A 25,110-nucleotide genomic window follows, 5' to 3' on the forward strand; every position below is an offset into this window, starting at 1 on the left:
GTGCCTTAGCGGATATCGTTGCCGGTGCAATCATGGCCCTGTTGCCGTAGGGCGACAGTCGCGTGGCCGGGCGGCGACAGGCGGAACCGCGACCCCGGCGCGCCGTTGACGGGGCAAAGCACAATGGGGACATCTCGCACATGACCAAGCCTTCTCGCCCGCTGGCCGCGCTGGCGCTTCTCGCCGCGTCAGCCCTTCTCGCCGCGCCGGTCGCCGCGCAGGACGGGCCCGACATGCGCGCCGAGCCGCGCGATGCCCCCGCGACGGTGTTCGACGGCGACTATATCACCATCGGTATCGGGGCGGGCCTTGCGCCCAGCTACGACGGGTCGGACGATTACGTAGTCTTTCCCCTGCCGCTGGTGCAGGGGTCGCTCGGCGGCGTGGGCATCAATCCGCGCGCGGCGGGCGTGGCGCTCGATTTCGTGCCCGATCCCGAAACCGGTCCAGGCTTCGATGCCGGCGTGGTCGCGCGCATCCGCCGCAACCGGGCGAGCCGTATCGAGGACGAGGTGGTGGAGCGGCTGGGAGAGCTGGACACGGCGTGGGAAGTCGGGCCGACCGCCGGGGTCAGCATGCCCGCCGTGCTCAATCCGTATGACAGCCTGACCTTCACCACCGACGTGCTGTTCGACGTTGCCGGCGCGCATGACGGCATGGTCGTTTCCCCCTCCATCGCCTATTTCACCCCGCTGAGCGAGGGCATGGCCGCCTCGCTTTCGGTCAGCGCCGAATATTCGGACGGCGATTTCGCCGACTACTATTATGCGGTCGATCCCGCGGGCAGCGTGGCGAGCGGGCTGCCGGTCTTCGATCCCGATGGCGGCGGCTTCAACAAGGCTGGTGTCAACCTGCTGCTCGCCTACGATCTCGATGGCGACCTGAGGAACGGCGGTCTGGGCCTGTTCGGCATCGGTGGCTATTCGCGGATGCTGGGGGATGCGAAGGACAGCCCGCTGACCGCGATCCGCGGCAGCGCGGACCAGTGGTTCGTCGGCGCGGGGATCGGCTACACCTTCTGAGGGCACGGGGCGGACCCCAGCGCGATTGCCAGGCCCTGCCGGCCCGCCTAGGTAGCGCGGCATGAGCCTGCCCGTCCTCGCCAATCTCGCGGTTTTCGCCGCCCTGCTGTTCGCGCTCGCCCTGCTCGGTCGGCTGACACTGGCGCAACGGATCATGGCGGGTCTGGGGCTGGGTCTCGCATTCGGTTTCGCGCTCCACCTGATCTACGCGGGCGCGCCCGGCGTGATCGCGGCGACCACCGACTGGGCCGCGCTGGTGGGGGATGGCTACGTCGCGCTCCTCAAGATGATCATCGTGCCGCTGGTGCTGGTGATGATGCTGGCCGCCGTCATCAGCCTGGAAAAGGTCGCCGCCATCGGCAAGGTGGCGGGCACGATCATCGCCATTCTCGTCGGCACCACGATGATCGCCGCGCTGATCGGCGTCGGCATCGCCAACGCCTTCGCCCTCGACGCGCGCGGGCTGACCGAGGGGATGCGCGAAGCGGCCGAGACGACCGAGCTGACCAGCGAATATGCCGGTTTCGCCGATCTCTCGGTGCCCGACCTGCTGCTGCAATTCATTCCCGAAAACATCGTGCGCGATCTCGGCGAGGGGCGCGACACCTCCATTATCGCGGTGGTCATCGTCGGCGTGCTGCTCGGCTTCGCGATTCTTGCGGTAATGCGCGACGAGCCGGAGCGGGCAGCGGGCATCCGCCGCTTCGTCGCGACCTGCCAGGCGGTGGTGCTGCGGTTGGTGCGCATGGTGATCGCCCTGACGCCGTGGGGCATTTTCGCGCTCATCACCGCACTGGTCGCGTCCTCGTCTGCCGCCGACATCCTCGCCCTGCTGCGCTTCGTCGCCGCGTCCTACGTCGCCATCGCGCTGATGTTCTGCGTTCATCTCGTGCTGCTGAGCCTCTTTGCCGGACGGAACCCCGCCCGGTATCTGAAGGCGGTCTGGCCCGTGCTGGTGTTCGCCTTCAGCTCGCGCAGTTCGGCTGCGACCATTCCGCTCAACATAGAGGCGCAGGTGGACAGGTTGCGCGTGCCGGCCCCCATCGCCAACCTCGCCGCCAGTTTCGGTGCCACTATCGGGCAGAACGGGTGCGCCGGCATCTACCCGGCAATGCTGGCCGTGATGATCGCGCCGTCCATGGGGGTCGATCCATTGGGCGCAGGCTTCATCGCCGGGCTCGTGGGCATCATCGCCATCGGCAGTTTCGGCGTGGCGGGCGTGGGCGGCGGGGCGACCATGGCCGCCTTTATCGTGCTGCCGGCGATGGGCTTCCCGGTCACGGTCGCCGCCCTGCTCATCAGCATAGAGCCGCTGATCGACATGGCGCGCACGGCGCTGAACGTGAACGGATCGATGACCGCGGGCGTGCTGACCACGCGGTTCGTCGGCGAGGCGGTGGCCGAGAACGCCCCCCCCGAAACGATCGCGCCGACCTGACGCGCGCAGGCGACGGGGCGGCCGCGCCACGCGCCCGCCCCGCCATCCCCGTGCGACCCTACCAGCCGAAGGTCACGCCGACCCGGCCCGCGGTCTTTCCGCCGCGGTTGAAACCGGTGGCCACACCGGCATTGAGCGCCACGTTGGGCGCAACTAGCGCCCCCATCTGCACGCTGCCCGCATGGGCGCCGTCATAGGTGCCCAGATTGGCCGTCAGGTTGAAGGTCATGTCCGGCAGGAAGGCATTGCCGCTCATCGCCGTGGCGACGGCGGTAGAAGCGGCGATGCGATCCGACATGTCCTCCAGCCGCGAATCGAGCTGGTCGATCCGCGTGCCGAGCAGGCCGATATCGCTCGCGAGCGCCATGTCGGCGGCGATGCGGGCATCGCTCTCGCTGGCGATAGAAGCCATGGCGGTGTCGATCCGCCGCGCCATCGCCGCATCCGCGCCCGCCCGGGTCTGCGCTTCGGTGCGGATGGCGCTCGCCAATTCGCGGTCGCGATCCCGCCGCGCCATCGCCTCGGTATCGATGCGGGTGGCGAGCTTCGCATCGTTGCGCTGGCGGGCGCTCGTCTCGACCGAGATAGCCGCCGCCAGTTGTCGATCGCCGTTCGACCGTTCGCGCGATTCGTCGCGAATGTCCTGGGCCAGTTGCGTATCGGCGGCGGCGCGCGCCGTCGCTTCGGCCGCCAGCGCGGTGGCCGCCGCGCTTTCCACCTGCTGCAATTGCGCGAGGTTTACCGCGTCGCTCGCCTGAGTGCCCGCGGCGACGTTTACGACCTGCCGCTCCGCCCCGGCGGAACCGACCGACACCGTGTTCGCCCTGTCGGCGACGGAGGCGTAGCCCAGCGCCACCGATCCGTCCGCGGTAACGGAGGAATAGGTGCCGATGGCGACCGCGTTGTTCGCCGAGGCAATGGCCGCGGTAGGCGTAGCGGCTCCGCTGTCGAAATCGAACGCCCCGATGGCGATGGCGTTGGTGCCCAGCGCCTGCGACCCGGTGCCGATGGCGATGCTGGTATCGCCGGACGCCTCGGTCCCGACGCCCAGCGCGGTAGCGCCATAACCCTCGGCGAAAGCGACCGTGCCGAGCGCGGTCGTGTAGTCCGACACGGCCGCCGAAAGGGTGCCCACGGCCGTGCTGCTGAGGCCGATGGCGTCGGTTCCGAAACCGACGCTGGTTCCGTAATCGCCGGTGGCCTGGGCGTTGCCGCCCACCGCGGTGGACAGGTACGATGACGCGAAGGAGGTATCGCCGATCGCGGTGGCGTAGAACCCATCGGCGAACGCCCCGGTGCCCATCTGCGTGGTGAAGACGTTGTAGCCGTCGTGATCGCTCGCCAGCCCGCCGCCGCCGATGCCGCCCCCGCCGAACATCGCAATGGCCGCGTTAAGCTGGTTGAGGTTGACCGCGTCGTTGCCCTCCACCGCGTCGGCGACGCCGCTGATCGTGCGGAAGCCCGCCTCTATCGTGTTGTCGCGATAGGCATAGGTGTCGGCACCCAGCGCCACCGAATTGTAGCCATAGACCTGCGCCCCGCTGCCGATGGCGACGCCGGAGTTGTTGTACACGCCGCTGTAATTGCCCAGTGCCGTCGAATTGAAACCGCCGGCATAGGCGCTGGTCCCCACGGCCAGGCTGTTGTTGAAGGCAAAGGCCTGCAATCCGAAGGCCGAGCTGTAATCGGCGGCATAGGAATTGACTCCGATCGCGGTCGAACCGACAAACGCCGCCGCCCGCGCGCCCAGGGCCGTGCCCTGCACATCGGCATAGGCGTAATCGCCGACTGCCGTGCCCTGATCGCCCGCCGCCTGCGAATAGGAGCCGACCTGCGTGCTTTCGAAGCCGGCTCCGTCGTGATCGCTGTTGCTGCCGCCGCCGCCGATCATCGCCAGCGCGGCATACAACTGCCCGACGTTCACTGCGTCGGTATCGTAGATGCCCGCCGCCAGGTTCACCAGTCGGCGTTCCGCCGCGTAGCTGCCGATGGACACCACGTTCTCCTCATAGGCTTGCGAGAACGACCCGATGGCGACCGAATTCGCGGCATAGGCCGCGGCGGATGCGCCGAAGGCCGAGGCGTTCTCAGCCGAGGCGTTGGCTCCGGTGCCGACCGCGGTGGCGTTGGGGGCGTAGGCGAAGCTGCTCGCGCCCACCGCGGTTGCCGGGGCGTAGCCGAAGTTCGAATCGTAATAGGCGTAGGCTCCGGTCCCGAGCGCGGTCGAATACTCCCCCTGTGCGGTGGCGCCCACGCCTACCGCGGTGGCGGCGTAGTCCAGCGCGGAGGAATAGGCGCCGAGGGCTGTCGAGTAGTAGCCGAGCGCGGCCGCATAAGCCCCGTCGGCCGTCGCTGAATCCTGCAAGGCCTGGCTCTGATAGCCGGTCGCCGTGGTAAACTGGGCAAGCGCGGAAGCACCCGCGCCGCAGGCGAGCGACGTGTCGGTGCCGTCCGACGCCGCGTTGCCGTCGGTATCGGCGGCGTCGGCGACACCGTCGTCATTGGTGTCGAGCAGACAGTCTTCGGCAGAAGCCGGGGTGGACAGGGAAACCGCGCAGGCGGAAAGGCACAGCGTCGCGTAAAGCGACGAGCGAACAGATATCCTCATATCGTGGAAACGATCCCAAACACCGGAAGGGATTCCCGGATGACGAGGTTAGTGGAGAAAACCGGTGTCCAGTCAATCGGGTATTCTTGCAAAACCCAGTGCCGGAGATACGATTTCTTGGCGAACGTCCGATGATGTTGCTTTCTCGCCACGAACCTTAAACCAACCGGGTAGCGTTCACCTATCCGAATGGGGAAATACAGGTCTTGTTCTGCAACTGTTACAGTAGTTCTGCCGTCTTGCGGGGAACAGGACTGGCAGGTTCATGATCCGACGAGAAACATGTTCACCGTCAACCGGCCTTTTGCAGGGTCGTCGCTGAGTGCCCGGGCGTCCGGAATGACCCCGGAATGAAGAGTTCGCCCGCGATAGAGGATCAGCCGGTCGGGCCGCGCTTCCACCTCCGCGATCAGTTCGTAGCGTTCGTCATCGCCGTAAAAGTATCGGGCAGGCGGCTCGCCATACTCGCGCGCGTCCTGTTCCAGCGCCTCGCCGAAAGCGGGGAAGCGCGCAGGCGTGATCGTCTCGAACCCGGTACGCCGGTGCCGATAGAAGGCGGTGCCGCCGCTTTCGGGGCCCAGCAGATAGTGCATGACCGCGATCACCTGGCTGCCGTCGCCCTTCAGATCGTGATCGTGATGCGGGATGCGCTGGAGCGGGGCGAGACTTTCGGGCGGCAGGGTGACGAGCGAGAAGCTCGCCGCCTCGCACCCGATGCCGCGCCGGATGCCGAAGACGCGGCCCATCAACTGCATCATCAGCTCGCGCCGCAGATCGAGGTAGGACGGATCGACGGGGGAGCGCAGGCCCGGATAGGAAGCGCCGGCGGGCCTGTACGTCGCCGCCCGTCCGCCTTCGAGAAACCGCTCGGTCAGGCCGGAGAAGTTGTCGATCACCACCAGCGGTTCGCCTTCCTCGCCCATGCGATGAACGGCGACGTCGGCTTCGGGGAGGGCAGGGGTGGACGCCATGCACGCGACGGTGCGGCGGGGCACCGGTCAAGTCAATCGCTTGCGGGCGGGCGCCAGGCGCTCTACATCGGAAGGCACCCCGGGGAGCCAGCTATGGCTGAGAGGGGCGCGTGGCTGCGTCCGACCCGTCGAACCTGAACCGACTAGCATCGGCGGAGGGAGTGGCGGACGTATCGCGCCTGCAACCACTCTTTCCGCCACGAGGAGAGAACCGCAATGGCCGACATCAACAGCAAGCTGGAAATCGGCGTCACCACCGGCGCCATTCGCGGCAGTCGCAAGATCCATGTCGGCCCGCGCAAGGTCGCCATGCGCGAGATCGACCTCGAACCGGGCTCCGGCGAACCGCCGGTGCGCGTCTATGACACCTCCGGCCCCTACACCGATCCCGCTGCCGCCATCGACATCCACGCCGGTCTGCCGCCATTGCGCCGCGAATGGCAGCTTGCCCGCGGCGATGTCGAGGAATACGCCGCGCGCGACGTGAAGCCGGAGGATAACGGCCAGTTCGGCCCCGACCGCTCGGGCGGCGTCCCCGCCTTTCCCAACGTCGCGAAAACGGTGTTGCGCGCAAAGCCTGGCGCGAACCTCAGCCAGATGCACTACGCGAAGCGCGGCATCGTCACGCCCGAGATGGAATACGTGGCGGAGCGCGAGAATCTCGGCCGCGAGAAGCTGCGCGAAGCGCCCGATGGCAACAGCTGGGGCGCGGCGATCCCCGAATACGTGACGCCCGAATTCGTCCGCGACGAGGTCGCTCGGGGCCGGGCGATCATCCCCTCCAACGTCAACCACCCGGAATGCGAGCCGATGGCGATCGGGCGCAACTTCCTGGTCAAGATCAACGCCAATATCGGCAATTCCGCCGTCGCCAGCGACGTCGCGAGTGAGGTCGACAAGATGGTCTGGTCGATCCGCTGGGGCGCGGACACCGTGATGGACCTCAGCACGGGGCGCAACATCCACGACACGCGCGAATGGATCATCCGCAACTCGCCCGTCCCCATCGGCACCGTGCCCATCTATCAGGCGCTCGAAAAGGTTGGCGGCATCGCGGAAGACCTGACGTGGGAGATCTTCCGCGACACGCTGATCGAGCAGGCCGAGCAGGGCGTCGACTATTTCACCATCCACGCCGGCGTGCGCCTGCCCTATGTCCCGATGACCGCCAAACGCGTCACCGGCATCGTCAGCCGCGGCGGCTCGATCATGGCGAAATGGTGCCTCGCGCATCACAAGGAGAGTTTCCTCTACGAGCGCTTCGACGAGATCACCGAGATCATGAAGGCCTACGACATCGCCTACTCGCTGGGCGACGGCCTGCGCCCCGGCTCCATCGCCGACGCCAATGACGAGGCGCAGTTCGCCGAGCTCTACACGCTGGGCGAGCTGACCAAGCGCGCTTGGGAGCAGGACGTGCAGGTGATGATCGAAGGCCCCGGCCACGTGCCGATGCACAAGATCAAGGAGAACATGGACAAGCAGCTCGAGGCCTGCGGCGAGGCGCCGTTCTACACGCTCGGCCCGCTCGTCACCGATATCGCGCCGGGTTACGACCACATCACCAGCGGCATCGGCGCGGCGCAGATCGGCTGGTACGGCACCGCCATGCTCTGCTACGTCACGCCCAAGGAACACCTGGGCCTGCCCGACCGCGACGATGTGAAGGTGGGCGTCGTCACCTACAAGCTCGCCGCCCACGCCGCCGACCTTGCCAAGGGGCACCCGGCGGCCAAGGTCCGCGACGATGCGCTGAGCCGCGCCCGCTTCGAATTCCGCTGGCGCGACCAGTTCAACCTGTCGCTCGACCCCGACACCGCCGAGCAATACCACGACCAGACCCTCCCCGCGGAAGGCGCCAAGACCGCGCATTTCTGCTCGATGTGCGGCCCGAAGTTCTGCTCGATGAAGATCACGCAGGAAGTGCGCGACTTCGCGGCCAGGCAGAACTCGGACAGCTATCTGGCGAGCGAGAACATCAAGCGCGAGACTTCTCCGCAAGAGGCCGAAGAAGCGCGCGAGGGGATGGAGGAGATGAGCCGCGTCTACGAGGAAACCGGGCGCGAGCTATACATCGGGCAGGGTGACCGTGAGCATGACTGACCTTCGATGAGCCGTATTCCCCCCTGGCCCCGCTGGCTCGGCGTCGCCGGATTACTGCCGCAGTGGACGCTCCTGTTTGTGCTGGCGGTGGGAGGCGATTACTGGCGCTTCGCGGCGCTAGCGCTCGCCTGGGGATACGCCGCGCTCATCTTCAGCTTTCTCGGCGGAATGTGGTGGGGACTGGCCGCGCGTGGCGTAGAGCGGGTTGACGGCTGGGTGTGGATCGCCGCCGTCCTCCCGAGCCTGATTGCCCTTGCCACCTATACCCCCTGGGTGTTCGGAGCCGAGTGGCCCGGCCCCTCGCTCATCGTGCTGGGCATCGCGATCCTCCTGACGCCGCTGGTGGACCGCAAGCTGCGCCCGCTGGCGCCCGACTGGTGGATGAGCCTGCGCTGGCCGCTATCGGTGGGGCTGGGAATCGCAACGCTGCTATGCGGGGTCGTCTGAGGAGTAAGGCGCGCGCTACGCGCGGCAACCCGCGCCGGGTAGAAATGAAACACCGCCCGCGCGAGGCTATGGCGTCGTCTACCAGTCGCGGGAAACCATGCGAGACGCGAGATAGCCCTCCAGCGAGGTACGGCCCTTCTCGCTGAGCCTGACGAACCGGCGCCGACGATCGCTGATATCCGCTTCGATGACCGTGAAACCCTCTTCTTCCAGAACATTGAGCCAGCGCAGCGCCGTGGTTTGCGGAACGCACGCTGCCGCACAGGCGCTGGTAACCGAAACCGGTTTTCCCTTCCGGTTCTGGACATAGAGATCGAGCAAGACATCCCATACCGGTTCGGCGAGGAAGTCCTGCGGGAAATAAACGGCTCGCTCGCGACGAGCACGATATTCCCTTTCGGCGATCTTCGCGAGGGCATCACGATCGTAGGCGGGCTTGGAACGGCGTCTTGCTTTTCCGGTGCATGGTTCCTGATCGTTGGCCGGTTTCTCGGCGAGCAGTGTGCTGGCGATCTGCACGATCTGCTTGAGGCTTTGCCGATCAAACCCTTTTTCTACAGCCATGACGTCGCTCCCGTGCGCATGCTGCAGACTCGCGGCGGCGCAAAGATGAGATGGTCGACCAGTTCGATGTCGAGCGCCGCGCAAATCTTGCCAAGGCGGCGCGTCGATTCCGAATCCTCGGCGCTGGGGCGCGGATCGCCCGATGGGTGATTGTGAGCGATGACGAGCCTGTCGGCCCCGCAGGCGAGCGCGCGTTCGGCTATCGGTCGCATTCGCAGCGAGACGAAGCTTCGATCACCCGCAGCGAGCACTTCCGCGCGCAGGAGTTCGTTCTCGCGAAGGAAAACACCCGCGAGTCGCTCCTGTCCGTCGTCGGACAACAGGGCATGGCACTCGCGAAACGCCGCCTCTCCGGCCGGCGTCATCCTCGTCGGGCCAGCCAAACCTCGAAATCGCGTCGCCAGGAACGATAGGGACCGTAGCGCCGGCGGCGCCGCCAGTGCGCGATCATCCCCGCGACCAACGTGAGTGTCAGCAAATACGATGGTGCCAGGGAAAGGATCGAGTAGGCAAGCGGCGCCGTCGTCGACAGACCAACCGCGAAATGAATGAGCAGGACGAGCCCCTGCAGGGCAGTCAGACATAACGGATAGACCCTGTTGGCCAGCAGCGCGATTGCGCCGAAGAGAATGAAAGCGACCATGTCGAGCAGGAGATGCCCCTCCTCGATTGTCGTGAACCGGGGTCCGCTGTGGGAGAGCCAGTGGTTGATAGCGTCTCCGAGACCAAACACCACGAGGACGACGGCAATGCTTGCGCGCTCGGGACCGGCACCCCAGCGCCATGCTGCGAGCGCGGTGACCAGAAGGACGGCGAATTGAAGTTCTTCCTTGTAACGGAAAAATTCTGCGACCATCCCGCGCCTGTCGGTCACCGGCTCGCGACAATCAAGCGTCGGCAGCTGTGAAATCAGCGACTTCGGTGTTTTCCGAGAATCCAGATTGCGGGGTCGAGCCATTCTCGTCGAGTACGCCAACCTCTATCCCGACCTTGCTCAGTTCATCATGGACGCGGAAAAGGTCGGTCGAGCCGGACAGGATCTTTCGCTGTGCTTCGACCAGGCGGATCAGAGCAGCCTGGCCCGTATGCGGTGCGACGGCGGGATTGCGACGCGCGGTCAGCATGCGCTTGCCCAATTCCAGTGCATTGAAGAGCGTTTCGTCGTTCAGCGCCTCCGTGACGCGAAGCTGCTGGCGGATCGAGGCGGCATCGCGGATGGCATGATTGCGAGCGGAATCGGTAAGTTTGGTATTCATTTGCGGACCTTTCGTCCGCCATGGCTCAGGTGGCGGAGTGTTCTCGTAACGCGAGGTCGGGTTCGCTGCCGTTGACCATCTGGCTCACGCTGATCGTCGCGCTGATGGCAAGAACCAGACCGGCTACCAGTCCGAATACACCGCACGCGATGACAGCGAGGCGCCAGGTGGTGGCATTGTTACCGTCGAGCAACCTCGGAACGACCTGTGGTTCCGCCAGGGTTGGCCATTCGAGCGGATAATCCGCCCCGTCGCCGAACCCCAGCTTGCCCGGATCGTCCGGGACCGCTTGTGATCCCGAAGACGACGATTCGGTTATCCGGAAAAAGTGACGCGACCGTTTTTCCGGGCCATCATCGGGCGCGATTCCGGCAGTTAGCGCCAGATAGCCGGAGACGATTTCCGCGTGTGAAGTGGCATCGAAGATGCGTTTGAGCGCAGCGACGTGATCGCTGACGGTGGAGACCGCAATGCCGAGTTCGAGCGCGATCTCCTTCAGACCGAAATGCCGCGAAAGCAGATCGGCGACCTGCCTCTGGCGCTTCGTGAGCTCGATCGTGGGCGCGTCGGCCATTGCTATCTCAGTGACAAGTGACATGGGACCTTGCCATCGGTAAGTTTCTCAAAAAATCAAGTGTCTCTCAGTCCGAGCTTGTTCTTCGCATTTTCGCTAGCCTGGATCACATAGGCTGCGGCAATCGACAGGCCCAGTCCTTCGGCCAGCTCGCGCGACTCTTCGAGACAAGCCAGAAGCCGCTTCGCGTCGGTCTGGTGCTGTTCCTCGCAATCGAGTTTGATGATTCTAGCCAATAGGTGATCCCTTCCCAATTCGTCCGTTCGACCCCATCGAAACGGTTAGCGGATCGGACTGTGAGGGTAAACCGGTGAAGAAACCGGAAAAATACTTATTGGGCGACTGAAACATTTGTACGCATGGAGCGGCTAAGTAAGTGCTTCGCGAAGAAAAATTCTGGTGTGATAATTTGAATGCGTTTTGAAAACGTCATACTTGGTCACGTCTGTCCAGTCCTCCGCCGATCATGTTTCGGCTTGAGCAACCGTCATTCGCTTTCCTACATCCCTGCCGCCGTGCCTTGCCGGATGGCATGAGCATGACCGCATCCGCGCCTGGCGCGTCCTCCGCCGCCCGTGACAACAGCCGCTGGACAGGAGTTAAGGCCGCCGCGTTCCTCAGGCACCTCGCGCTCGGCGGCAATGCGACGCGTGCCGCCGCCGCCGTGGGGATGAGCCGCAAGTCGGCCTATTCCCTGCGCGCGCGCGCTCCGCAATTTGCGCAGGCATGGGAGGTGGCACTCCATGACTGGCGGCAGATGCGCGAGGTCGCGCGGCTGCGGCGGCGCGTGGTACATCCGGTGCTCGACCGGCGACCGCGGGCCTCGTGCCGGGGCGAGGAGCGGTCGGGGCGGCCGGGTGACGGATCGGGGCGGGAAGGGTAACGACGAGCGGGCGGCAGGGTGACGTTCTGGGTTAGCGCGCGGGTCACACTCGCGGGGGGCGAGGGTGACAGTCTGGCATGGACGGTAACGATCTGGCGGGGGAAGGTGACAACCTTGCGGGGGAAGGTAACGGATCGCGGGTTTCGGACCCGGACCGTGTGCCGCCTGTCACACCTCCGGCGGCACCGGGCGCGGGGGGATGCCGGCGCGCTCCAGCTCGGACGCGAGCCTGCCGGTCAGCCATAGTCCGTACATGCGGAAGTCGGCGATCAGGCTCCACCACGGATGGGTGAAGGTGGCCGGCCGGTTGCGCTCTACCGCGAAGTGGGCGATCCAGGCGAACAGGTAGCCTGCCACCGGCATGGCGAGCAGCCACCACCATCGCCCGCTCGCCACCGCGAACACCGCCACAGCGATGACGAGCGTGGTGCCCACATAGTGCAGCGCCCGCGTGCGGGGGAGCGCATGGTCGCGCAGGTAGCTGGGCCAGAACTCGGCGAAGGAGGCGGATCGCTCGCTCATCGACCGTCATGCTGCCTTCGCCATCGCGCGATGGCAAGGGGCGTGGTAGGGGGCGAGAGGAGGGGGCGGTGATGACGGACAGGCAGGCGATGGAGGCGGAAGCGCTCGCAAGGGTGCTCGACGATCGGGAACGGCAGCGCAAGCACCTGCCGCGCATCGGGCTGGCACTGAGCGCGCTCTACGTCGCCGGGCTGGTCGGCTATCTGATGGCGCAAGGGCAGAACCCGGTGGATCTGAGGTTGAACGAGCTGGGTGATTTCCTGGGCGGCGTGTCCAGCCCGCTGGCGTTCCTGTGGCTGGTGCTGGGCTTCTTCCAGTCGAGCCGGGAAATCGGCATCTCGTCCAAGGCCCTCCACCTTCAGGCCCGCGAAATGCGCGCAAGCATGGATCGGCAGGAGGATCTGGTCCGCGAGCAGGGCGCCGAGAGCGCGTAGGGCTACGGTCTTTAGGCCATGTTTTGGCCATAATCGGAACAAGCGCCGCGAACGGCTCGTTCACCAGGTGAACCGATGGCGCCGATGGGATGCACCCGGCGCGCCTGCGTTCGCCCACTCTTACAGGACGTGATTTATGAACAAGCTCGCAATAGCCCTGACTTCATCCGCCGCCCTTGCTCTCGCAGCATGCGGCGATACCGCGGCCGACGAGCCGGTGACCGAAGATACGGCCATGGCCGATACCATGGCGAACGACACCGCCATGGCGGACGGCACACTGGTCGAAATTGCACAAGGCAATCCGGATTTCTCGACGCTCGTCGCGGCAGTGAATGCCGCGAACCTTGGCGAAACGCTGTCCGGCCCCGGCCCCTACACGGTGTTCGCCCCCACAAACTCCGCGTTCGACGCTCTACCGGATGGCACGGTGGAAGATCTGACGACGAACAACACCGATCAGCTTGCCACGATTCTCAAGTACCATGTGGTCAATGGCGACGTGACCTCGCAGGCCCTGACCCAGGCCATTACCGATGCAGGGGACGCCGGCTACGAGATCGAGACGCTGGGTGGTGGCACGCTGACCGCGACGATGGACGGCGGCAATGTCATCCTGACGGATGCGACCGGCGGGACGGCAACGGTCACGCAGACGGATATCGATGCCTCGAACGGCGTTATCCACGCTATCGATGCCGTGTTGATGCCCCAGTAAGCGATACCCTTGTCTTCTGGCGTTCACGCCAATCCGAGGAAGGCGGCTTCCGCAAGGAGGCCGCCTTTTTCGCGTCGATTGCCGTCCAGCGCAGCCACGACCCTCAGCGGAAGGGGGGACCAGCGCGTTCCGTGCGTCACGGTTGCGACGGCCCGTCCCTCCTGACCGACGAGTCTGCGGTGGACCTGACAACGAAAAACCTTCCGCATTGCTGGAATGCGGAAGGTTTTTTCATGACGATCTTGATTTTTCGCTCAGCGAACCGCCAGTTGCGCCGCGACATCGACGGTGCGCGGCCGAACACGCTGCCTGTTTTCTGCCTTGATCGTCATGGGCTCACTTACCGCCATATCGGACGGGATCTCGACGGGTTGTTCGAGGTTCGCCGGAGGCACCGCAGCCGCCTCTCCCGTCCGCGCGCGGGCCATTTCGCTGAAATGCGGCGCTTCTTCGAAACGAGGAGGATAGGGCATGTCGGGTTGGCGCACATCCAGCGAGGCGGCGGCCCGCGCATCGAGATCATCGCCCTGCCAGCGTGCGTCGAGGCTTGCCATGCGCCTGTCGAAATCGGCTTCGTCGAACGAGACGCGTTCCGGATCGTATCGCGAAATCGAATGATCGCGATAGCGGCCCCGCCAGGCCAGATCTGCCACTTCGACGCGCCCTTCCGGGGTTTCCATGGCGTAATGGTCGGGCAACCGCTCGTGCGTCACCGGAGCCGCATCGCGGACGCTGGCTGACGATGCGGGGAGAGCCGCGGTCACGTCGGCGCCGGGTCCGATCGGATCGGTGCCCACATTCGCGCCGGCATAAGCGCCCATTACGGGCACAAGGGCAGCGGCGCCCAAAATCCAGGGCGAAAACTTCATCGGATACTCCAGAACTTCGAATGTTTGCTTGTCCGATCAACGCCTTGCCGCGCGTCAAGGTTCCGGAAACCATGCTTTGGTGGCCGCGCTCCAATGGGAAGGGGAACAGCGGAAACCGGCTGCACAAATGACTGAAAAAGGGCTATCGATGGTTCATGACCGATCATACCAATCCTTTCGACGATATCTTCGCGCTCTCGATGGAAGGGTGGCGTCTCTGGGCTGCTGCAGGAACCGTGGTGTGGCTGCGATCGATGCGCCTCGCGCAGGGTGGACGGCTGGCCGAACGCGAAGCGCACCGAATGGTGAGCGAAAAGGTCGAAGCAAACGCCACGCTCGGCCTCGCCCTGCTGCCTGGCATGATAGCCATGGCGGGGCCTGCGGAACTCGTCTCCCAGGCGATGGCGCACTATGCACGTCCGGTCGAAGCCAATCGCCGCCGGTTGGGGAAGGGCCGCCGATGATTTCGCTGCGCACCATCCTCGCGCTGACCGGCGGGCCGCTGTTACTCGCGGCGTGTCAATCGGGGGAGGCCGGGGGCGCGCCCGGGGATACGTCCGACAGCCGGCCCTATGCCGGGATTTCGCAGGATGCGACGATCCACCTCATCGGGACCGAGCCGTTCTGGAACGGGACCGTCGCGGACGGCACCTTTACCTACGCCACGCCCGAGAACATCGACGGGGACAGAATCGCGGTCGAGCGTTTCGCCGGGCGGGGAGGCGTCTCCTACAGCGGGACGCACCGTGGTGCGCCGGTCGATCTGATGATCACCCCCGGTCGGTGTTCCGACCAGATGAGCGAACGCACCTATCCCTTCACGGCTACGCTTCAGATTGACGGGGAAACACGGCTGGGTTGTGCCTGGCGGGAAGGTGACGACACCGGCGAGCCATAGTGCGGCCCGCCGGTGCGCCGGTCGATCAGAACAGACCCGGGGTCTCGCGCTGTGCAGCGGTGTCGGGGTGCGGCACGGTCAGCAAACCGCGGTCACGAACCGACTGCGTGGTCGCGCCGGCGGTGATCGGAGTGCAGGAGCGCCCGGCCAGGAAATCGAGCGCTGTCGCCACCATCTGTTCGCGCGGGTCACCCAGCTGGTAGGAAAGGTCATCCTGCGCGCTACAGGTATTGGGAACGTGATCGGCCAGGCCGCGGTAGTATCCGCCATATCCGTTGGCATTCTCGAGCTGCAAAGTCACCGCGCGCAGGCGGTCGTCGCACTCCGAAAGGTCGAAGGCGGACTGGCCCACGGGCTTGCCGTAGGTGTTCTCGCCGATCAGCGCGATGTTGTTCCCGAGATAGGGCTGCGTTCCGTTGATGACCAACTCGCTCGCCGATGCGGTAGCGCGAGTGCCGATGAAGGCGATCCGGGTCGCGGCAATAGCCTGGGGCTGTGCCATGATGCGGTAGGTTTCGTTGCGATCCGACTTCGAGGGGCGGAAAGCGATCGTCTCGAACACGTTGCCGACCTCGTCCCCAAGCAGCAGATCGCCGAACAGTTCGGCGATGTTTATCGCGCCGCCGCCATTGTAGCGCAGATCCACGATCACCTCGGTTATCCCCGCATTGCGGAACCGGTCGAACGCCGCGCGCAAATCGGGGTCCGCCGTGCTGATGAAGGTGCGCAGATTGACGTAGCCGACCTGCCGACCGCCATCGTTTATGATCTTCGCTCCGTAGCGGTCGGATACCGGATCGAGGTCGAACTCGGTCTTGGTCACGCTGACCTGGCGCCGGACGCCGCTCGCATCGATCACGTCGAGCACGCGCGTCACGCCGACCTCGTTCGGACCGAGCGCGTCATAGACCGCGCGCGCGCCGCCGAGGGCATAGAGGCTGTTCACCGACTGAATAGTGCTCGACGAGGTGCCGATCCCGACGATCTGCGTTCCCCGGTCGATCCCGTTCTGGAGGGCGGGAGCGTTCTCGAACGCTTCGGCGACGAACAGGCGGCGATTGTCCGTATCGTAGATCAGCCGGATGCCGAACCCGGCGCTGGCACCCTGTTCGTAATAGGCATTCTCTTCCTCGATGGAGGTGAGATAGGTGAAGTAGCGATCCTTGTCCTGCGCCCGAGCCGGCGCGACCAGAGCATCGATATAGTCCTGCACCGTCGCATAGCTGTCCGGATTGACGCTGCTGTCGAGCAGGTCGGGGAACAGATACCATTCGTTCAGCACGTCGAGCGCGAACTGCTTGCGGTTTGCAAGCGAGCATGTCGCGCTACCGCTGGTGGGGGTTGGCGTGGGCGTTGCCGTAGGGGTGGGAGAAGGGCCTCCCGTGAAACCGTTGCCGCCGCCCCCGCATGCAGTCATGGCAAGGCAGGCAAGCGACAGGGCGATCTTCGACGTCCGCATAAAACCCCCGATATTCAGATTGTTGATGACGATCCCGAGAAGTGGTGTTGTAATCGGGCGGCAAGCTACTGGCAAGCACGGCGCGCTGTCGTGCCATCCGGCCTTGCAATGCAGGGGGGCAGTCGTCACATCGCCCCACGCAAGCGAAGCGAGACGATAGTAAACGGGAGCCTCACGAATGCTCGAACATGTACCCGCCTGGCTGGGCAAGGCACTCAAGAACGTGCGCGCAGGCCATCACAAGCTTGTCGTTGCGAGGCTCGGGCGGGAGGAATGGATCGGCCGCGACGGGTTCGACCTTTCATCTGCCGCCTTCCGCAATGGCGAGCCGCTCGATCCGAGCTTCACCGCGGACGAGGAGGATGCGGTAGCCCCTCCGCTCGAGTGGACTGCGCCGCCCTCCGGCACGCAGGAACTCGTGCTGATCGTCGAAGATCCCGACGCGCCTGCTTCCGATCCGTTCTGTCACTGGCTCGTCTGGGGCCTGCAACCCCAGAAGGGCCAGCTGCTGGAAGGCGAGGTGCCGCCCCGGGTGGGGAAGAATTCCTATGGCAATTCCGAATGGCTGTTGCCCGATCCGCCGACGGGCCACGAAGCGCACGACTACGTGTTCCAGCTCTTCGCACTCGATCTGCCGCTGACCTTGATGCCCGGCGCCACGCGGGAAGACCTGGTGAAGGCGATGGAGAACCACGTCATCGGCGTCGCAATCCTGACCGGCACCTACGAACGCGAAGAAGGCGGGGATTACGATGTCGCTGACGGGGACGAGGCCGATTGAACGGTGCTAGACCGCCTGCCGGCTTATACGACTGAAAGGATACCCGATTAATGGCTGCCAAGAACAACGCGCTGAACAAGCCCGTCAATCTGACACCGGAGCTCGAAAACGTGGTCGGCAAGGGACCGATGACGCGCGCTCAGGTGACGAGCAAGGTGTGGGATTACATCAAGGCCAACGATCTGCAGGATTCCAAGGACAAGCGTCAGATCAACCCGGACGACAAGCTGGGCAAGGTGATCGGCAACGATCAGATCTCGATGTTCAAGATGACGGGCGCCGTGTCCAAGCACATGAGCTGATCGGGCGTTCGCGCGCAAGCTTCCGGGCGGGCGGGAAGATCCGTGCTTCCCGCCCGTCCTTCAGCTGGTGCGCCGGCTTTCCCGCTTGGGCCGCAATGGCCAGTCGATAATCCCGCCGGTCCACAGGGCGAGCCAGATCAGCACCGGTTGCGCTATCATGCGGGGGACATGATACGCCATTCCCCAGCCCCCGTCCGGCGCCGCCAGATCCATCAGCATGTGATTGACGTTCGCGGGCCAGACGCACAGGGCATACAAGGCAAGCCCGGCTCCGCCGGCGCGGCGAAGCCGCTTCGACCAGGGTTGCAGTAGCGCAGCGCTCCCAGCCAACTCGGCGATACCCGTCCACGCGATTACGCAGTCGGGGAACGCAACCCAGTCCGGGGTAATGCGCAGAAACGGTGCCGGATCGGTTAAGTGCCGATAACCGGCATAAGCGTAGAATACGCCCAGCAGCAATCTCCAGACGGTCCTGGCTCGGCTACCCGCGTGCATCGGCCCGTGCGATGCGGTAAGGGCCGTCGCCGACCGCGCGAGGTTCGCCCCGCCATGTCGTGCGGATGCGCCCATGTTCACCCAAACGCCCGGCAGCCGCATGAACATCGCCCATCCGCTCGCGCCAATCGCTTCCTTCTTCGGTCAGGAGCCTGGCAGCTTCGCTCGGGCAGATGGTTTTCCCTTCGCCGCGCTCTTCGAGCAGGCGCAGGATGGCCTGGTCCGGGGTCAAGCGGGTACCTTGACCTCGCCTTCGTCTTCCCCGTCCCAGTAATGGATTCGCTTGGCGACGACCTCGAGCATGACGAGGCCCGGCGTATCGACGCCCTGTTCGAACCAGCGTTCCAGATCCTTCACCCAATGTTCGCGAAAGGCGCTCTTGTCGCGCACGATCCTGCATTCGCCTTCCACGTGAATGAACATGCCCGGTGCGCCCGCGACGCCCTTCAGGCCGGCAGACCCCTGATACGTCAGCCCTACCGAATTGTCGCGAGCGATGTCGTTGACCATTTGCGCATCGTCGGTGGTGAAGAACCAGCTTGTCCCTTCATACTCGACTTCCTGGTTGTTGCTCATCGGACGGCCGGCGATCGAGCCGTCGGGCGCGCGGCTGCACAACATGCAGAAATCGATGTCCTTCATCGCTTCGGCGATGTCGGCCATGCTCTTGTCGGGGGAGGCGTCACTCATGCGATGGGTTCCTTCATCATGATCGTCGGTCGAATAGGATTTGGCTTACCGGACGCGGTCCGGTCATTCCGCGCTGACGTCCACGCCTTTCCAGAAGGCGATCCGGTCGCGGATGGTTTCGGCATCGGGTTTGGGATCGCGGTAGACCCAGGCAGCATCCGTGTTCACGTCGCCATTCGCCACGACCGAGAAATAGCTAGCCTCGCCCTTCCACGGGCATGTTGTCGTGGTATCGCTGTCGACAAGCAGTGACCGGTCGACGTCGGCGGGCGGGAAGTAGTGATTGCCCTCGACGACGATCGTATCGTCGCTTCGTACCAATTCCACGCCGTTCCAGCGTGCCGTTACCTGTCCCACGCGTGCTATCCTTCACCCAGGGCGTCGAGGGTCGCCCGATCCCGCTTGCCATTGTAGAAACAATCAAGAGCCTTGTTGAATGCCTCGTCTCCGGAAGCCGCGTCGAACAGCGTCATCGAGCTGTGGAACTTCAACGCGTCTATCGGACCGAGAATCTGCAAGGGCGTTCGTTCGCCGGACCACGCGAGCATCGCTGCCGTGCATTCGCGCAGGCGAGGGCCAAGTAATTCATGATCCAGATAGGCCCGCGCTTCTTCCGCATCTGCAATGGCGTAGAGCCGTGCGTTCTGACTATGACCCAGACCGAGGATCTGCGGAAAGACGAACCACATCCAGTGAGTACGCTTCTCACCGCCGCGCAATTCGGCAAGAGCAGTTCCGTAGACGCCGGCCTGCGCCCTCACGAACCGGTCGAGATCGCTTCCGCTCACTCCTTCAAGGGGTCGTGGCCCCAGTTCATGAGCGAGTAGCGCCAGTCGGTTTCCTCGATATCGCCGTCCGGCCTCTGCGCCTTGTGCCTGTTCACGTAACCGACGACCTTTTGCATGTGTTCGTACTGACTGTCGGTCAGATCGTCCTTGTTGGTACGCTTGATTTCGACGATCCGCCGACCGGACCGGTGGCCCGTGCTCTCGCCGCTGTCGGCATCGCCCAGGGACTTCGACTTTTCGGTATCGAGCCATTCCTCCAGTTCCTTGGGCGCCATGTTCACGGCGTCCTGGAACCCGGAACGGACCTTGTCCTTCTCGTCGTCGTCCACCGCGCCTAGTCGTCCTTGCTTTCCGGCAGGTCGGACCGGTCCGTGCTGGCCATCTCGTCCAGTTCTTCCTCCGACATCGAATCGTACATATCCTTCGATGCGCCCTGAAGGCCGGACACCTTGGTTTCGCCGCGTTTTGCGGACAAGGCCGCGCTGGCGGCCATCTGTTGATCCTTCGAGTTCGCTTTCGGCATCAGTCCTGCTCCTCTAGTTCCGAACCCCGCTTCAACACCTCGTCACCATCGTCCTGCTTGATGAGATAGGCGGGGTTGTCCTCGTCGCCGTCCTTGGTCACCTCGCTGCCCTGCAGCTTGCGGGTCACTTCGCGTTCGAAGCGTTCCTTGATCTGGCCCTTGCCTTCGCCATTGCCCCAGTTCCACTTGACGTACTGACCGGTCTGGAAGCAATTGGAATTGCTCATCAGTTCTCGATGACCTCGAGGCCATCCTCCTGTTTTGTCTCGTCGGTCGCATTCTCGTCCACGACGCCATCGTCGATGATCACGCCGTCGATGTCGGTCGGACCGGTTTCGTTGCTCTGAACGTTGCCCGTCGCGGTGATTTCCTCCTCGGTATCCCCTTGCGTGAGCGCGCCGGTGATCCACACGATCGAAAGCAGCACGATGACCGCCAGAAGGCTGAAGGCCAGAACCCACCGCACGACGTTTTCCTTGGAACCGCCGCTGACGCGTTCCTCGTCGTTCTCGAATTCGTTGTTGTTCAACTCGCTCATCTCATCCCGCTTTCTCTTCTTATTGCGGACCCTTGCCGTTGTTACGGGCGGACACAGCGATGGTTCCGCCCACCGGCGCGGCGCTTGCCTCGCTACCGAGGAGAGGCACGGCCTAAAGACCGTGACCCCGCGGCGTCAGTCGCGCAGGAGCTCGTTGATGCCGGTCTTGGCGCGGGTCTGCGCATCCACGGTCTTGACGATGACAGCGCAGTAAAGCGCGGGGCCGGGGGAGCCGTCGGGAAGCGGTTTGCCCGGCAACGATCCGGGAACGACAACCGAGTAGTCGGGCACACGGCCGCGATGAACCTCGCCGGTGGCGCGGTCGACGATCTTGGTCGAGGCGCCGAGATAGACCCCCATCGACAGGACGGCGCCTGTGCCCACCTGCACCCCCTCGGCTACCTCGCTGCGCGCGCCGATGAATGCCCCGTCGCCGATGATGACGGGTTCGGCCTGCAACGGCTCGAGCACACCGCCGATCCCGGCCCCGCCGGACAAATGGACGTTCCTGCCAATCTGCGCGCAGGAGCCGACCGTCGCCCAGGTATCGACCATCGTGCCCTCGGCCACGTAAGCCCCGATATTGACGAAGCTCGGCATGAGCACGGTGTTGCGACCGATGAAGCTGCCCCGCCGCGCGATGGCTCCGGGCACGGCGCGAAAGCCGGCTTCGGCGAATTGCGCGTCCGACCAGCCGGCGAACTTGGACGGCACCTTGTCGAAAGCGGGTGCGCCGGCCGAGCCTTCGGCGACGAGCGTGTTGGCGTTCAGGCGGAACGACAACAGCACCGCCTTCTTCAACCACTGGTTGACGCGCCATCCGCCATTCCCGTCCGGCTCCGCCACGCGGGCTTCCCCTCGGTCCAGCAGAGCGATCGCCTGTTCCACCGGGCGGCGCACGTCGTCGCTGGCGGGGGTGACGTCGGCCCGGCCTTCCCAGGCCTGTTCGATGACGGTGGCAAGGTCTTGTGTCATTCTGGACGCTTCCTTCGGCGGCGGCACGAGTGTCGATACACGGCGCGGCTAAACCCTCCGCCGATGGCAGGCAAGGCCGGGCACGGGGCGGCGAGCATCCGGCGGCCCGAGCAGAAAGGACGGGTCGCGAACACGGGCGGCCGAACGCGGGCATTCATGAGTCGTTACAACGAATTCTTGCAGGATGTTCGGCAAGGACATTCAAAGGGATCGCCGTGACAAGGGACAAACCGGTAGGCCGGAAATTGGCATTGCGCGCAGGAGCGACGCTCGCGATGGCGATGTTTCTGGCTTCGTGCGGTGGAGGTGGGGGCGGCATCGGCAGCGTTCCCCCGGTTGCTCCGAGACCCACGCCGACGCCGACACCGACACCAACGCCCACCCCTTCACCCACACCGACGCCGACACCCACGCCCACCACCGCGGCGTTCCCTCGCGAGAACGTCCCGGCACGCTACAATACTGCGGAATTCGCCCGGTCCGACGGACCCGGCCAGCACAACGCCGCCAGCGCCTGGGCCGACGGGCATACCGGCAGGGGCGTGACGATCGGGATCGTCGATACGGGCATCGACCAGGACAGTCCCGAGTTCGCCGGGCGCATCTCGTCGGCATCGACGGACATCTACGGCTCACGCGGAGTCGAGGGGCCGGACGATCACGGTACGCTGGTCGCCCTCGTGGCGGCGGCGGCACGCAACAGCTCGGGCATTCTCGGGATGGCATGGGATTCGACCGTCCTCGCCATCCGCGCGGATACGCCCGGCACCTGCGGCGGGGACAATCCCGAAGATCCCTCGACGGAATGCTCTTTCGGCGACGGTGCCATCGCCGATTCGGTGGATTACGCGGTCGCCAACGGAGCGAAGGTCATCAACATTTCGCTGGGTGGCCCGGACGGTGTCGGCACGCCGTTGCGCAACGCCGTGCGCAACGCCGTATCGGCCGGCGTCCTCGTCGTCGTCGCCGCCGGAAACGAAGGGTTGGACGATCTCGAGGCCTTCGGAGAGCAGGTGACGGCAGCCGGCAATGGCGGCGTCCTCGTGGTGGGTTCGGTGGACGAGAACTACGTCATTTCGGACTTTTCCAACCGCGCCGGCACCAACCAGCGATACTACCTGACCGCGCGCGGCGAACGCATATGCTGCACCTACGAGGACGGCGAACTGTTCGTCGACGAGGAGGGATACGCCTACCTGTTCTCTGGTACCAGCTTTGCCGCGCCGCAGGTTGCGGGAGCCGCGGCGCTGCTGGCGCAGGCCTTTCCCAACCTGACGGGCAAGGACATCGCCGATATCCTGCTGCGGAGCGCGTTCGACGCCGGGGCGCCGGGGTCCGATCCGGTTTACGGACGCGGAATCCTCAATATCGCGCGCGCCTTCCAGCCGATGGGCGCGACCGCCCTGGCGGGGGGAACGACGATGATGGCGCTGTCCGACAATTCCGCTGTCTCCTCCCCCGCCATGGGCGATGCCTTCGCGGCGGCGTCCCTTCCCGCGTTGATAACCGACGAGTTTCACCGCGCCTTCGCCACCGATCTCGCCGGCACGCTGCGTGGTGCCGATCTGCCGCAGCGTCTGCACGGGGCGCTCGCCAGCTCGCAACGAAGCGTTGCCGCCAGTTCCCCGCGTGCAAGCCTGGCGTTTTCCATTGATGCGACGGGTCGCGAACCGCCGCGGGCACGGGCCTTGCGCCTGTCGACGGACGAAGCGGAGCCTGCCCGCGTGCTGGCGGCACGGATCGCCATGCGGGTCGCGCCGGACATCGAGGTCGGTTTCGGCTATCGGCAGGACGCGGACGGGCTGGTTGCCGGGTTGCAGGGGCAGGATCGCCCGGCCTTCATGATCGCGGGGGAGGCGTCCGGTAACGCCGGGATGCTCTCGCAACCCGACACCGCAATCGCGCTTCGCCGCACGTTCGGATCGTGGGGGGTGACGGCTAGCGCGGAAACCGGTTCGATCTGGTCCGCTGCCGCAATGCGCCGCTCCGCCCAGCTTGAGGGACGCCGGATCGACGACGGGTTCTCCGCCTTCGGCTTCGCGGTTGACCGCCGGTTTGGCGACCTCGACGCCGCGCTCGGCGTGACGTTGAACCGCGAGGACAATACCGTTCTCGGCGCGCGTTTTCACCAGGGGTTCGGACTGGCGGGCAGCGACACCGTCTTTCTCGATACCCGAGCAGGCTGGCACATCGGCTCCGACTGGCGCCTGGGCGCTGCCTACCGCGAAGGATTCACGCGCGTCGCCGATGCGCCGCTCGTGGCTCCGGGTTCGCGGCTGACGAGCCGGGCGTGGTCGTTCGATATGGAGCGGAGCGGGGTGTTCGGGGATGCCGACCGGCTTGCCTTGCGTTTGTCGCAGCCGCTGCGCGTGGCCGACGGCACGCTCAATCTCTCGCTGCCCAGTAGCTGGGATTACGCGACGATGACCCCCGGATATTCCCTGCGCTCGCTGTCGCTGTCCCCCGCGGGGCGCGAACTGCAATCCGAACTGGCATGGCGCGGCTGGCTGTGGGGCGGAAGTGCGGCGGCGAGCGTGTTCTACCGCCGACAACCCGGCCATTACGCGCAGGCTCCCGACGATGCCGGCGTCGCGTTGCGCTGGTCGAGGGCGTTCTAGCCGGCGGGTCGGGCCAGCGTGCGCGCGAAATCTATGAGGCCGGTCTGCCGCTGGCGCTTCAGGCGTTCTGCATGGAGGATCGTTCGCACGCGATCGAAACAGTCTTCCAGATCGTGATTGACCACCACGTAATCGTAGGCGTCCCAATGGCTGATTTCGTCACTGGCGCGCGCCATGCGGCCGGCGATGACCGCCTCGTCGTCAGTTCCGCGATTGCGCAGCCGATGCTCCAGTTCCGCGAGGCTCGGCGGTAGCAGGAAAACCGACACGACATCCTCGCGGGCGCGTTGCGAAAGCTGCTGTGCGCCTTGCCAGTCGACATCGAACAGGAAATCCCGCCCCTTGGCCAGCCCGCCGGTAATGTGCGCGCGGGGCGTGCCGTAGGAATTGCCGAAGACGGTGGCGTATTCGAGGAAGTCATCTTTCTGAACCATCACGCCGAACGTGTCGGGATCGGTGAAATAGTAGTCGCGCCCCTCGACCTCGCCCTCGCGCATCGGACGGGTGGTGACGGACACCGACATGCGCAGATTGTCCTCGACCGCGAGCAGCTTGCGGGCGATCGTCGTCTTGCCCGCACCCGAGGGTGAGGAAAGGATGAACATCAGTCCCCGTCGGGGCAGGGTAGGGAAGA

General features: G+C 65.1%; 34 protein-coding genes. 12 read left to right on the top strand and 22 right to left on the bottom strand.

Going from position 1 to position 25,110, the window contains the following annotated elements; translation table 11 throughout:
* The first annotated feature begins 140 nt into the window (after positions 1-140).
* Both EG799_RS11585 and EG799_RS11590 read left to right on the top strand, forming a co-directional pair.
* Positions 141-1,022: a MipA/OmpV family protein gene (locus EG799_RS11585; protein ID WP_123881352.1), complete on the top strand. Its 882-nt coding sequence runs from the start codon at positions 141-143 to the stop codon at positions 1,020-1,022.
* Positions 1,023-1,083: 61 nt separating this feature from the next.
* Complete coding sequence (locus tag EG799_RS11590) at positions 1,084-2,460, top strand: cation:dicarboxylate symporter family transporter (protein WP_123881354.1); 1,377 nt, start codon at positions 1,084-1,086, stop codon at positions 2,458-2,460.
* 58 nt (positions 2,461-2,518) lie between these two features.
* Here the strand turns inward: EG799_RS11590 and EG799_RS11595 are convergent, their stop codons facing one another.
* Together EG799_RS11595 and EG799_RS11600 are read right to left on the bottom strand one after the other, a co-directional pair.
* Positions 2,519-5,068, bottom strand: coding sequence for a YadA-like family protein (locus EG799_RS11595; protein ID WP_123881356.1), 2,550 nt, complete (start codon positions 5,066-5,068; stop codon positions 2,519-2,521).
* 263 nt (positions 5,069-5,331) lie between these two features.
* A complete protein-coding gene (locus tag EG799_RS11600; protein WP_123881358.1) occupies positions 5,332-6,039 on the bottom strand; it encodes a DUF6445 family protein in 708 nt (235 codons plus the stop codon).
* 216 nt (positions 6,040-6,255) lie between these two features.
* Here EG799_RS11600 and thiC point away from each other — a divergent pair, with 216 nt between their 5' ends.
* Positions 6,256-8,142, top strand: coding sequence for a phosphomethylpyrimidine synthase ThiC (gene thiC, locus EG799_RS11605; protein WP_123881359.1), 1,887 nt, complete (start codon positions 6,256-6,258; stop codon positions 8,140-8,142).
* Positions 8,143-8,148: 6 nt separating this feature from the next.
* On the top strand, positions 8,149-8,589 hold the full coding sequence (locus EG799_RS11610) for a DUF3429 domain-containing protein (RefSeq protein ID WP_123881361.1): 441 nt from the start codon (positions 8,149-8,151) through the stop codon (positions 8,587-8,589).
* Positions 8,590-8,667: 78 nt separating this feature from the next.
* On the opposite strand, the gene EG799_RS11615 is transcribed toward EG799_RS11610, so the two are convergent.
* From EG799_RS11615 to EG799_RS11635, 6 genes are read right to left on the bottom strand one after another with little or no spacing between them, the layout of a single operon-like run.
* Positions 8,668-9,153, bottom strand: coding sequence for a helix-turn-helix domain-containing protein (locus tag EG799_RS11615; RefSeq protein ID WP_123881363.1), 486 nt, complete (start codon positions 9,151-9,153; stop codon positions 8,668-8,670).
* Positions 9,144-9,518 (bottom strand): JAB domain-containing protein, encoded by a 375-nt coding sequence (locus EG799_RS14035; RefSeq protein WP_158611070.1) that lies wholly within the window; start codon positions 9,516-9,518, stop codon positions 9,144-9,146. The genes EG799_RS11615 and EG799_RS14035 overlap by 10 nt, the downstream gene beginning before the upstream one ends.
* Positions 9,515-10,027 (bottom strand): hypothetical protein, encoded by a 513-nt coding sequence (locus EG799_RS14040; protein WP_158611071.1) that lies wholly within the window; start codon positions 10,025-10,027, stop codon positions 9,515-9,517. The genes EG799_RS14035 and EG799_RS14040 overlap by 4 nt, the downstream gene beginning before the upstream one ends.
* 13 nt (positions 10,028-10,040) lie before the next feature.
* A complete protein-coding gene (locus EG799_RS11625; protein ID WP_123881367.1) occupies positions 10,041-10,409 on the bottom strand; it encodes a hypothetical protein in 369 nt (122 codons plus the stop codon).
* A 25-nt stretch (positions 10,410-10,434) separates the two neighbouring features.
* On the bottom strand, positions 10,435-10,983 hold the full coding sequence (locus tag EG799_RS11630) for a response regulator transcription factor (RefSeq protein WP_158611072.1): 549 nt from the start codon (positions 10,981-10,983) through the stop codon (positions 10,435-10,437).
* A 56-nt stretch (positions 10,984-11,039) separates the two neighbouring features.
* Positions 11,040-11,219, bottom strand: a complete 180-nt coding sequence (locus tag EG799_RS11635; RefSeq protein WP_123881371.1) for a hypothetical protein — start codon at positions 11,217-11,219, stop codon at positions 11,040-11,042.
* 296 nt (positions 11,220-11,515) lie between these two features.
* Here EG799_RS11635 and EG799_RS11640 point away from each other — a divergent pair, with 296 nt between their 5' ends.
* Complete coding sequence (locus tag EG799_RS11640; RefSeq protein WP_123881373.1) at positions 11,516-11,866, top strand: hypothetical protein; 351 nt, start codon at positions 11,516-11,518, stop codon at positions 11,864-11,866.
* 168 nt (positions 11,867-12,034) lie between these two features.
* On the opposite strand, the gene EG799_RS11645 is transcribed toward EG799_RS11640, so the two are convergent.
* Positions 12,035-12,388 carry a DUF962 domain-containing protein gene (locus tag EG799_RS11645; protein WP_123881375.1) on the bottom strand — a complete coding sequence of 118 codons (354 nt, stop codon included), beginning with the start codon at positions 12,386-12,388 and terminating at the stop codon, positions 12,035-12,037.
* Positions 12,389-12,459: 71 nt separating this feature from the next.
* Between EG799_RS11645 and EG799_RS11650 the strand changes: the two genes are divergently transcribed.
* Together EG799_RS11650 and EG799_RS11655 are read left to right on the top strand one after the other, a co-directional pair.
* Entirely contained in the window at positions 12,460-12,822 is a 363-nt protein-coding gene (locus EG799_RS11650) for a hypothetical protein (RefSeq protein ID WP_123881377.1), read from the top strand.
* Between the two features lie 136 nt (positions 12,823-12,958).
* On the top strand, positions 12,959-13,540 hold the full coding sequence (locus EG799_RS11655; protein WP_123881380.1) for a fasciclin domain-containing protein: 582 nt from the start codon (positions 12,959-12,961) through the stop codon (positions 13,538-13,540).
* A gap of 254 nt (positions 13,541-13,794) precedes the next feature.
* Here the strand turns inward: EG799_RS11655 and EG799_RS11660 are convergent, their stop codons facing one another.
* The gene (locus EG799_RS11660; protein ID WP_123881382.1) at positions 13,795-14,409 is read right to left on the bottom strand and encodes a hypothetical protein; all 615 of its coding nucleotides are present in this window, start codon (positions 14,407-14,409) and stop codon (positions 13,795-13,797) included.
* Positions 14,410-14,564: 155 nt separating this feature from the next.
* On the opposite strand from EG799_RS11660, the gene EG799_RS11665 reads away from it, so the two are divergent.
* Complete coding sequence (locus tag EG799_RS11665; protein ID WP_123881384.1) at positions 14,565-14,873, top strand: hypothetical protein; 309 nt, start codon at positions 14,565-14,567, stop codon at positions 14,871-14,873.
* Positions 14,870-15,307: a COG3650 family protein gene (locus EG799_RS11670; protein ID WP_123881386.1), complete on the top strand. Its 438-nt coding sequence runs from the start codon at positions 14,870-14,872 to the stop codon at positions 15,305-15,307. Before EG799_RS11665 ends, EG799_RS11670 begins: the two co-directional genes overlap by 4 nt.
* Positions 15,308-15,332: 25 nt before the next feature.
* Here the strand turns inward: EG799_RS11670 and EG799_RS11675 are convergent, their stop codons facing one another.
* Entirely contained in the window at positions 15,333-16,766 is a 1,434-nt protein-coding gene (locus EG799_RS11675; protein ID WP_123881388.1) for a S41 family peptidase, read from the bottom strand.
* A 178-nt stretch (positions 16,767-16,944) separates the two neighbouring features.
* On the opposite strand from EG799_RS11675, the gene EG799_RS11680 reads away from it, so the two are divergent.
* Both EG799_RS11680 and EG799_RS11685 read left to right on the top strand, forming a co-directional pair.
* A complete protein-coding gene (locus EG799_RS11680) occupies positions 16,945-17,547 on the top strand; it encodes a YbhB/YbcL family Raf kinase inhibitor-like protein (protein WP_123881390.1) in 603 nt (200 codons plus the stop codon).
* Positions 17,548-17,597: 50 nt separating this feature from the next.
* Complete coding sequence (locus tag EG799_RS11685) at positions 17,598-17,849, top strand: SWIB/MDM2 domain-containing protein (RefSeq protein WP_123881392.1); 252 nt, start codon at positions 17,598-17,600, stop codon at positions 17,847-17,849.
* Between the two features lie 60 nt (positions 17,850-17,909).
* On the opposite strand, the gene EG799_RS11690 is transcribed toward EG799_RS11685, so the two are convergent.
* From EG799_RS11690 to dapD, 10 genes are all read right to left on the bottom strand, one after another.
* Complete coding sequence (locus EG799_RS11690; protein WP_123881394.1) at positions 17,910-18,344, bottom strand: DoxX family protein; 435 nt, start codon at positions 18,342-18,344, stop codon at positions 17,910-17,912.
* Entirely contained in the window at positions 18,331-18,576 is a 246-nt protein-coding gene (locus tag EG799_RS11695) for a DUF3253 domain-containing protein (RefSeq protein WP_123881396.1), read from the bottom strand. The genes EG799_RS11690 and EG799_RS11695 overlap by 14 nt, the downstream gene beginning before the upstream one ends.
* Positions 18,573-19,034: a pyridoxamine 5'-phosphate oxidase family protein gene (locus EG799_RS11700; RefSeq protein ID WP_123881398.1), complete on the bottom strand. Its 462-nt coding sequence runs from the start codon at positions 19,032-19,034 to the stop codon at positions 18,573-18,575. The genes EG799_RS11695 and EG799_RS11700 overlap by 4 nt, the downstream gene beginning before the upstream one ends.
* Positions 19,035-19,097: 63 nt before the next feature.
* Positions 19,098-19,391 carry a DUF427 domain-containing protein gene (locus EG799_RS11705; RefSeq protein WP_123881400.1) on the bottom strand — a complete coding sequence of 98 codons (294 nt, stop codon included), beginning with the start codon at positions 19,389-19,391 and terminating at the stop codon, positions 19,098-19,100.
* A gap of 5 nt (positions 19,392-19,396) precedes the next feature.
* Positions 19,397-19,822, bottom strand: coding sequence for a DUF1810 domain-containing protein (locus EG799_RS11710; protein ID WP_123881402.1), 426 nt, complete (start codon positions 19,820-19,822; stop codon positions 19,397-19,399).
* The gene (locus EG799_RS11715) at positions 19,819-20,151 is read right to left on the bottom strand and encodes a DUF3140 domain-containing protein (RefSeq protein ID WP_123881404.1); all 333 of its coding nucleotides are present in this window, start codon (positions 20,149-20,151) and stop codon (positions 19,819-19,821) included. Before EG799_RS11715 ends, EG799_RS11710 begins: the two co-directional genes overlap by 4 nt.
* 5 nt (positions 20,152-20,156) lie before the next feature.
* Positions 20,157-20,345, bottom strand: a complete 189-nt coding sequence (locus tag EG799_RS11720; RefSeq protein ID WP_123881406.1) for a DUF3008 family protein — start codon at positions 20,343-20,345, stop codon at positions 20,157-20,159.
* The gene (locus EG799_RS11725) at positions 20,345-20,572 is read right to left on the bottom strand and encodes a hypervirulence associated TUDOR domain-containing protein (protein ID WP_123881408.1); all 228 of its coding nucleotides are present in this window, start codon (positions 20,570-20,572) and stop codon (positions 20,345-20,347) included. Before EG799_RS11725 ends, EG799_RS11720 begins: the two co-directional genes overlap by 1 nt.
* Positions 20,572-20,883 carry a hypothetical protein gene (locus EG799_RS11730; RefSeq protein ID WP_123881410.1) on the bottom strand — a complete coding sequence of 104 codons (312 nt, stop codon included), beginning with the start codon at positions 20,881-20,883 and terminating at the stop codon, positions 20,572-20,574. Before EG799_RS11730 ends, EG799_RS11725 begins: the two co-directional genes overlap by 1 nt.
* Before the next feature lie 135 nt (positions 20,884-21,018).
* The gene (gene dapD / locus EG799_RS11735) at positions 21,019-21,858 is read right to left on the bottom strand and encodes a 2,3,4,5-tetrahydropyridine-2,6-dicarboxylate N-succinyltransferase (RefSeq protein ID WP_123881412.1); all 840 of its coding nucleotides are present in this window, start codon (positions 21,856-21,858) and stop codon (positions 21,019-21,021) included.
* 275 nt (positions 21,859-22,133) lie between these two features.
* Between dapD and EG799_RS11740 the strand changes: the two genes are divergently transcribed.
* Positions 22,134-24,476, top strand: coding sequence for a S8 family peptidase (locus EG799_RS11740; RefSeq protein WP_123881414.1), 2,343 nt, complete (start codon positions 22,134-22,136; stop codon positions 24,474-24,476).
* On the opposite strand, the gene gmk is transcribed toward EG799_RS11740, so the two are convergent.
* Complete coding sequence (gene gmk, locus EG799_RS11745; RefSeq protein WP_407641229.1) at positions 24,473-25,081, bottom strand: guanylate kinase; 609 nt, start codon at positions 25,079-25,081, stop codon at positions 24,473-24,475. The two genes, EG799_RS11740 and gmk, sit on opposite strands and share 4 nt — an antisense overlap.
* Positions 25,082-25,110: the final 29 nt, after the last annotated feature.

It is taken from the genome of Aurantiacibacter spongiae (assembly GCF_003815535.1).
GTDB classification, from domain to species: domain Bacteria; phylum Pseudomonadota; class Alphaproteobacteria; order Sphingomonadales; family Sphingomonadaceae; genus Alteraurantiacibacter; species Alteraurantiacibacter spongiae.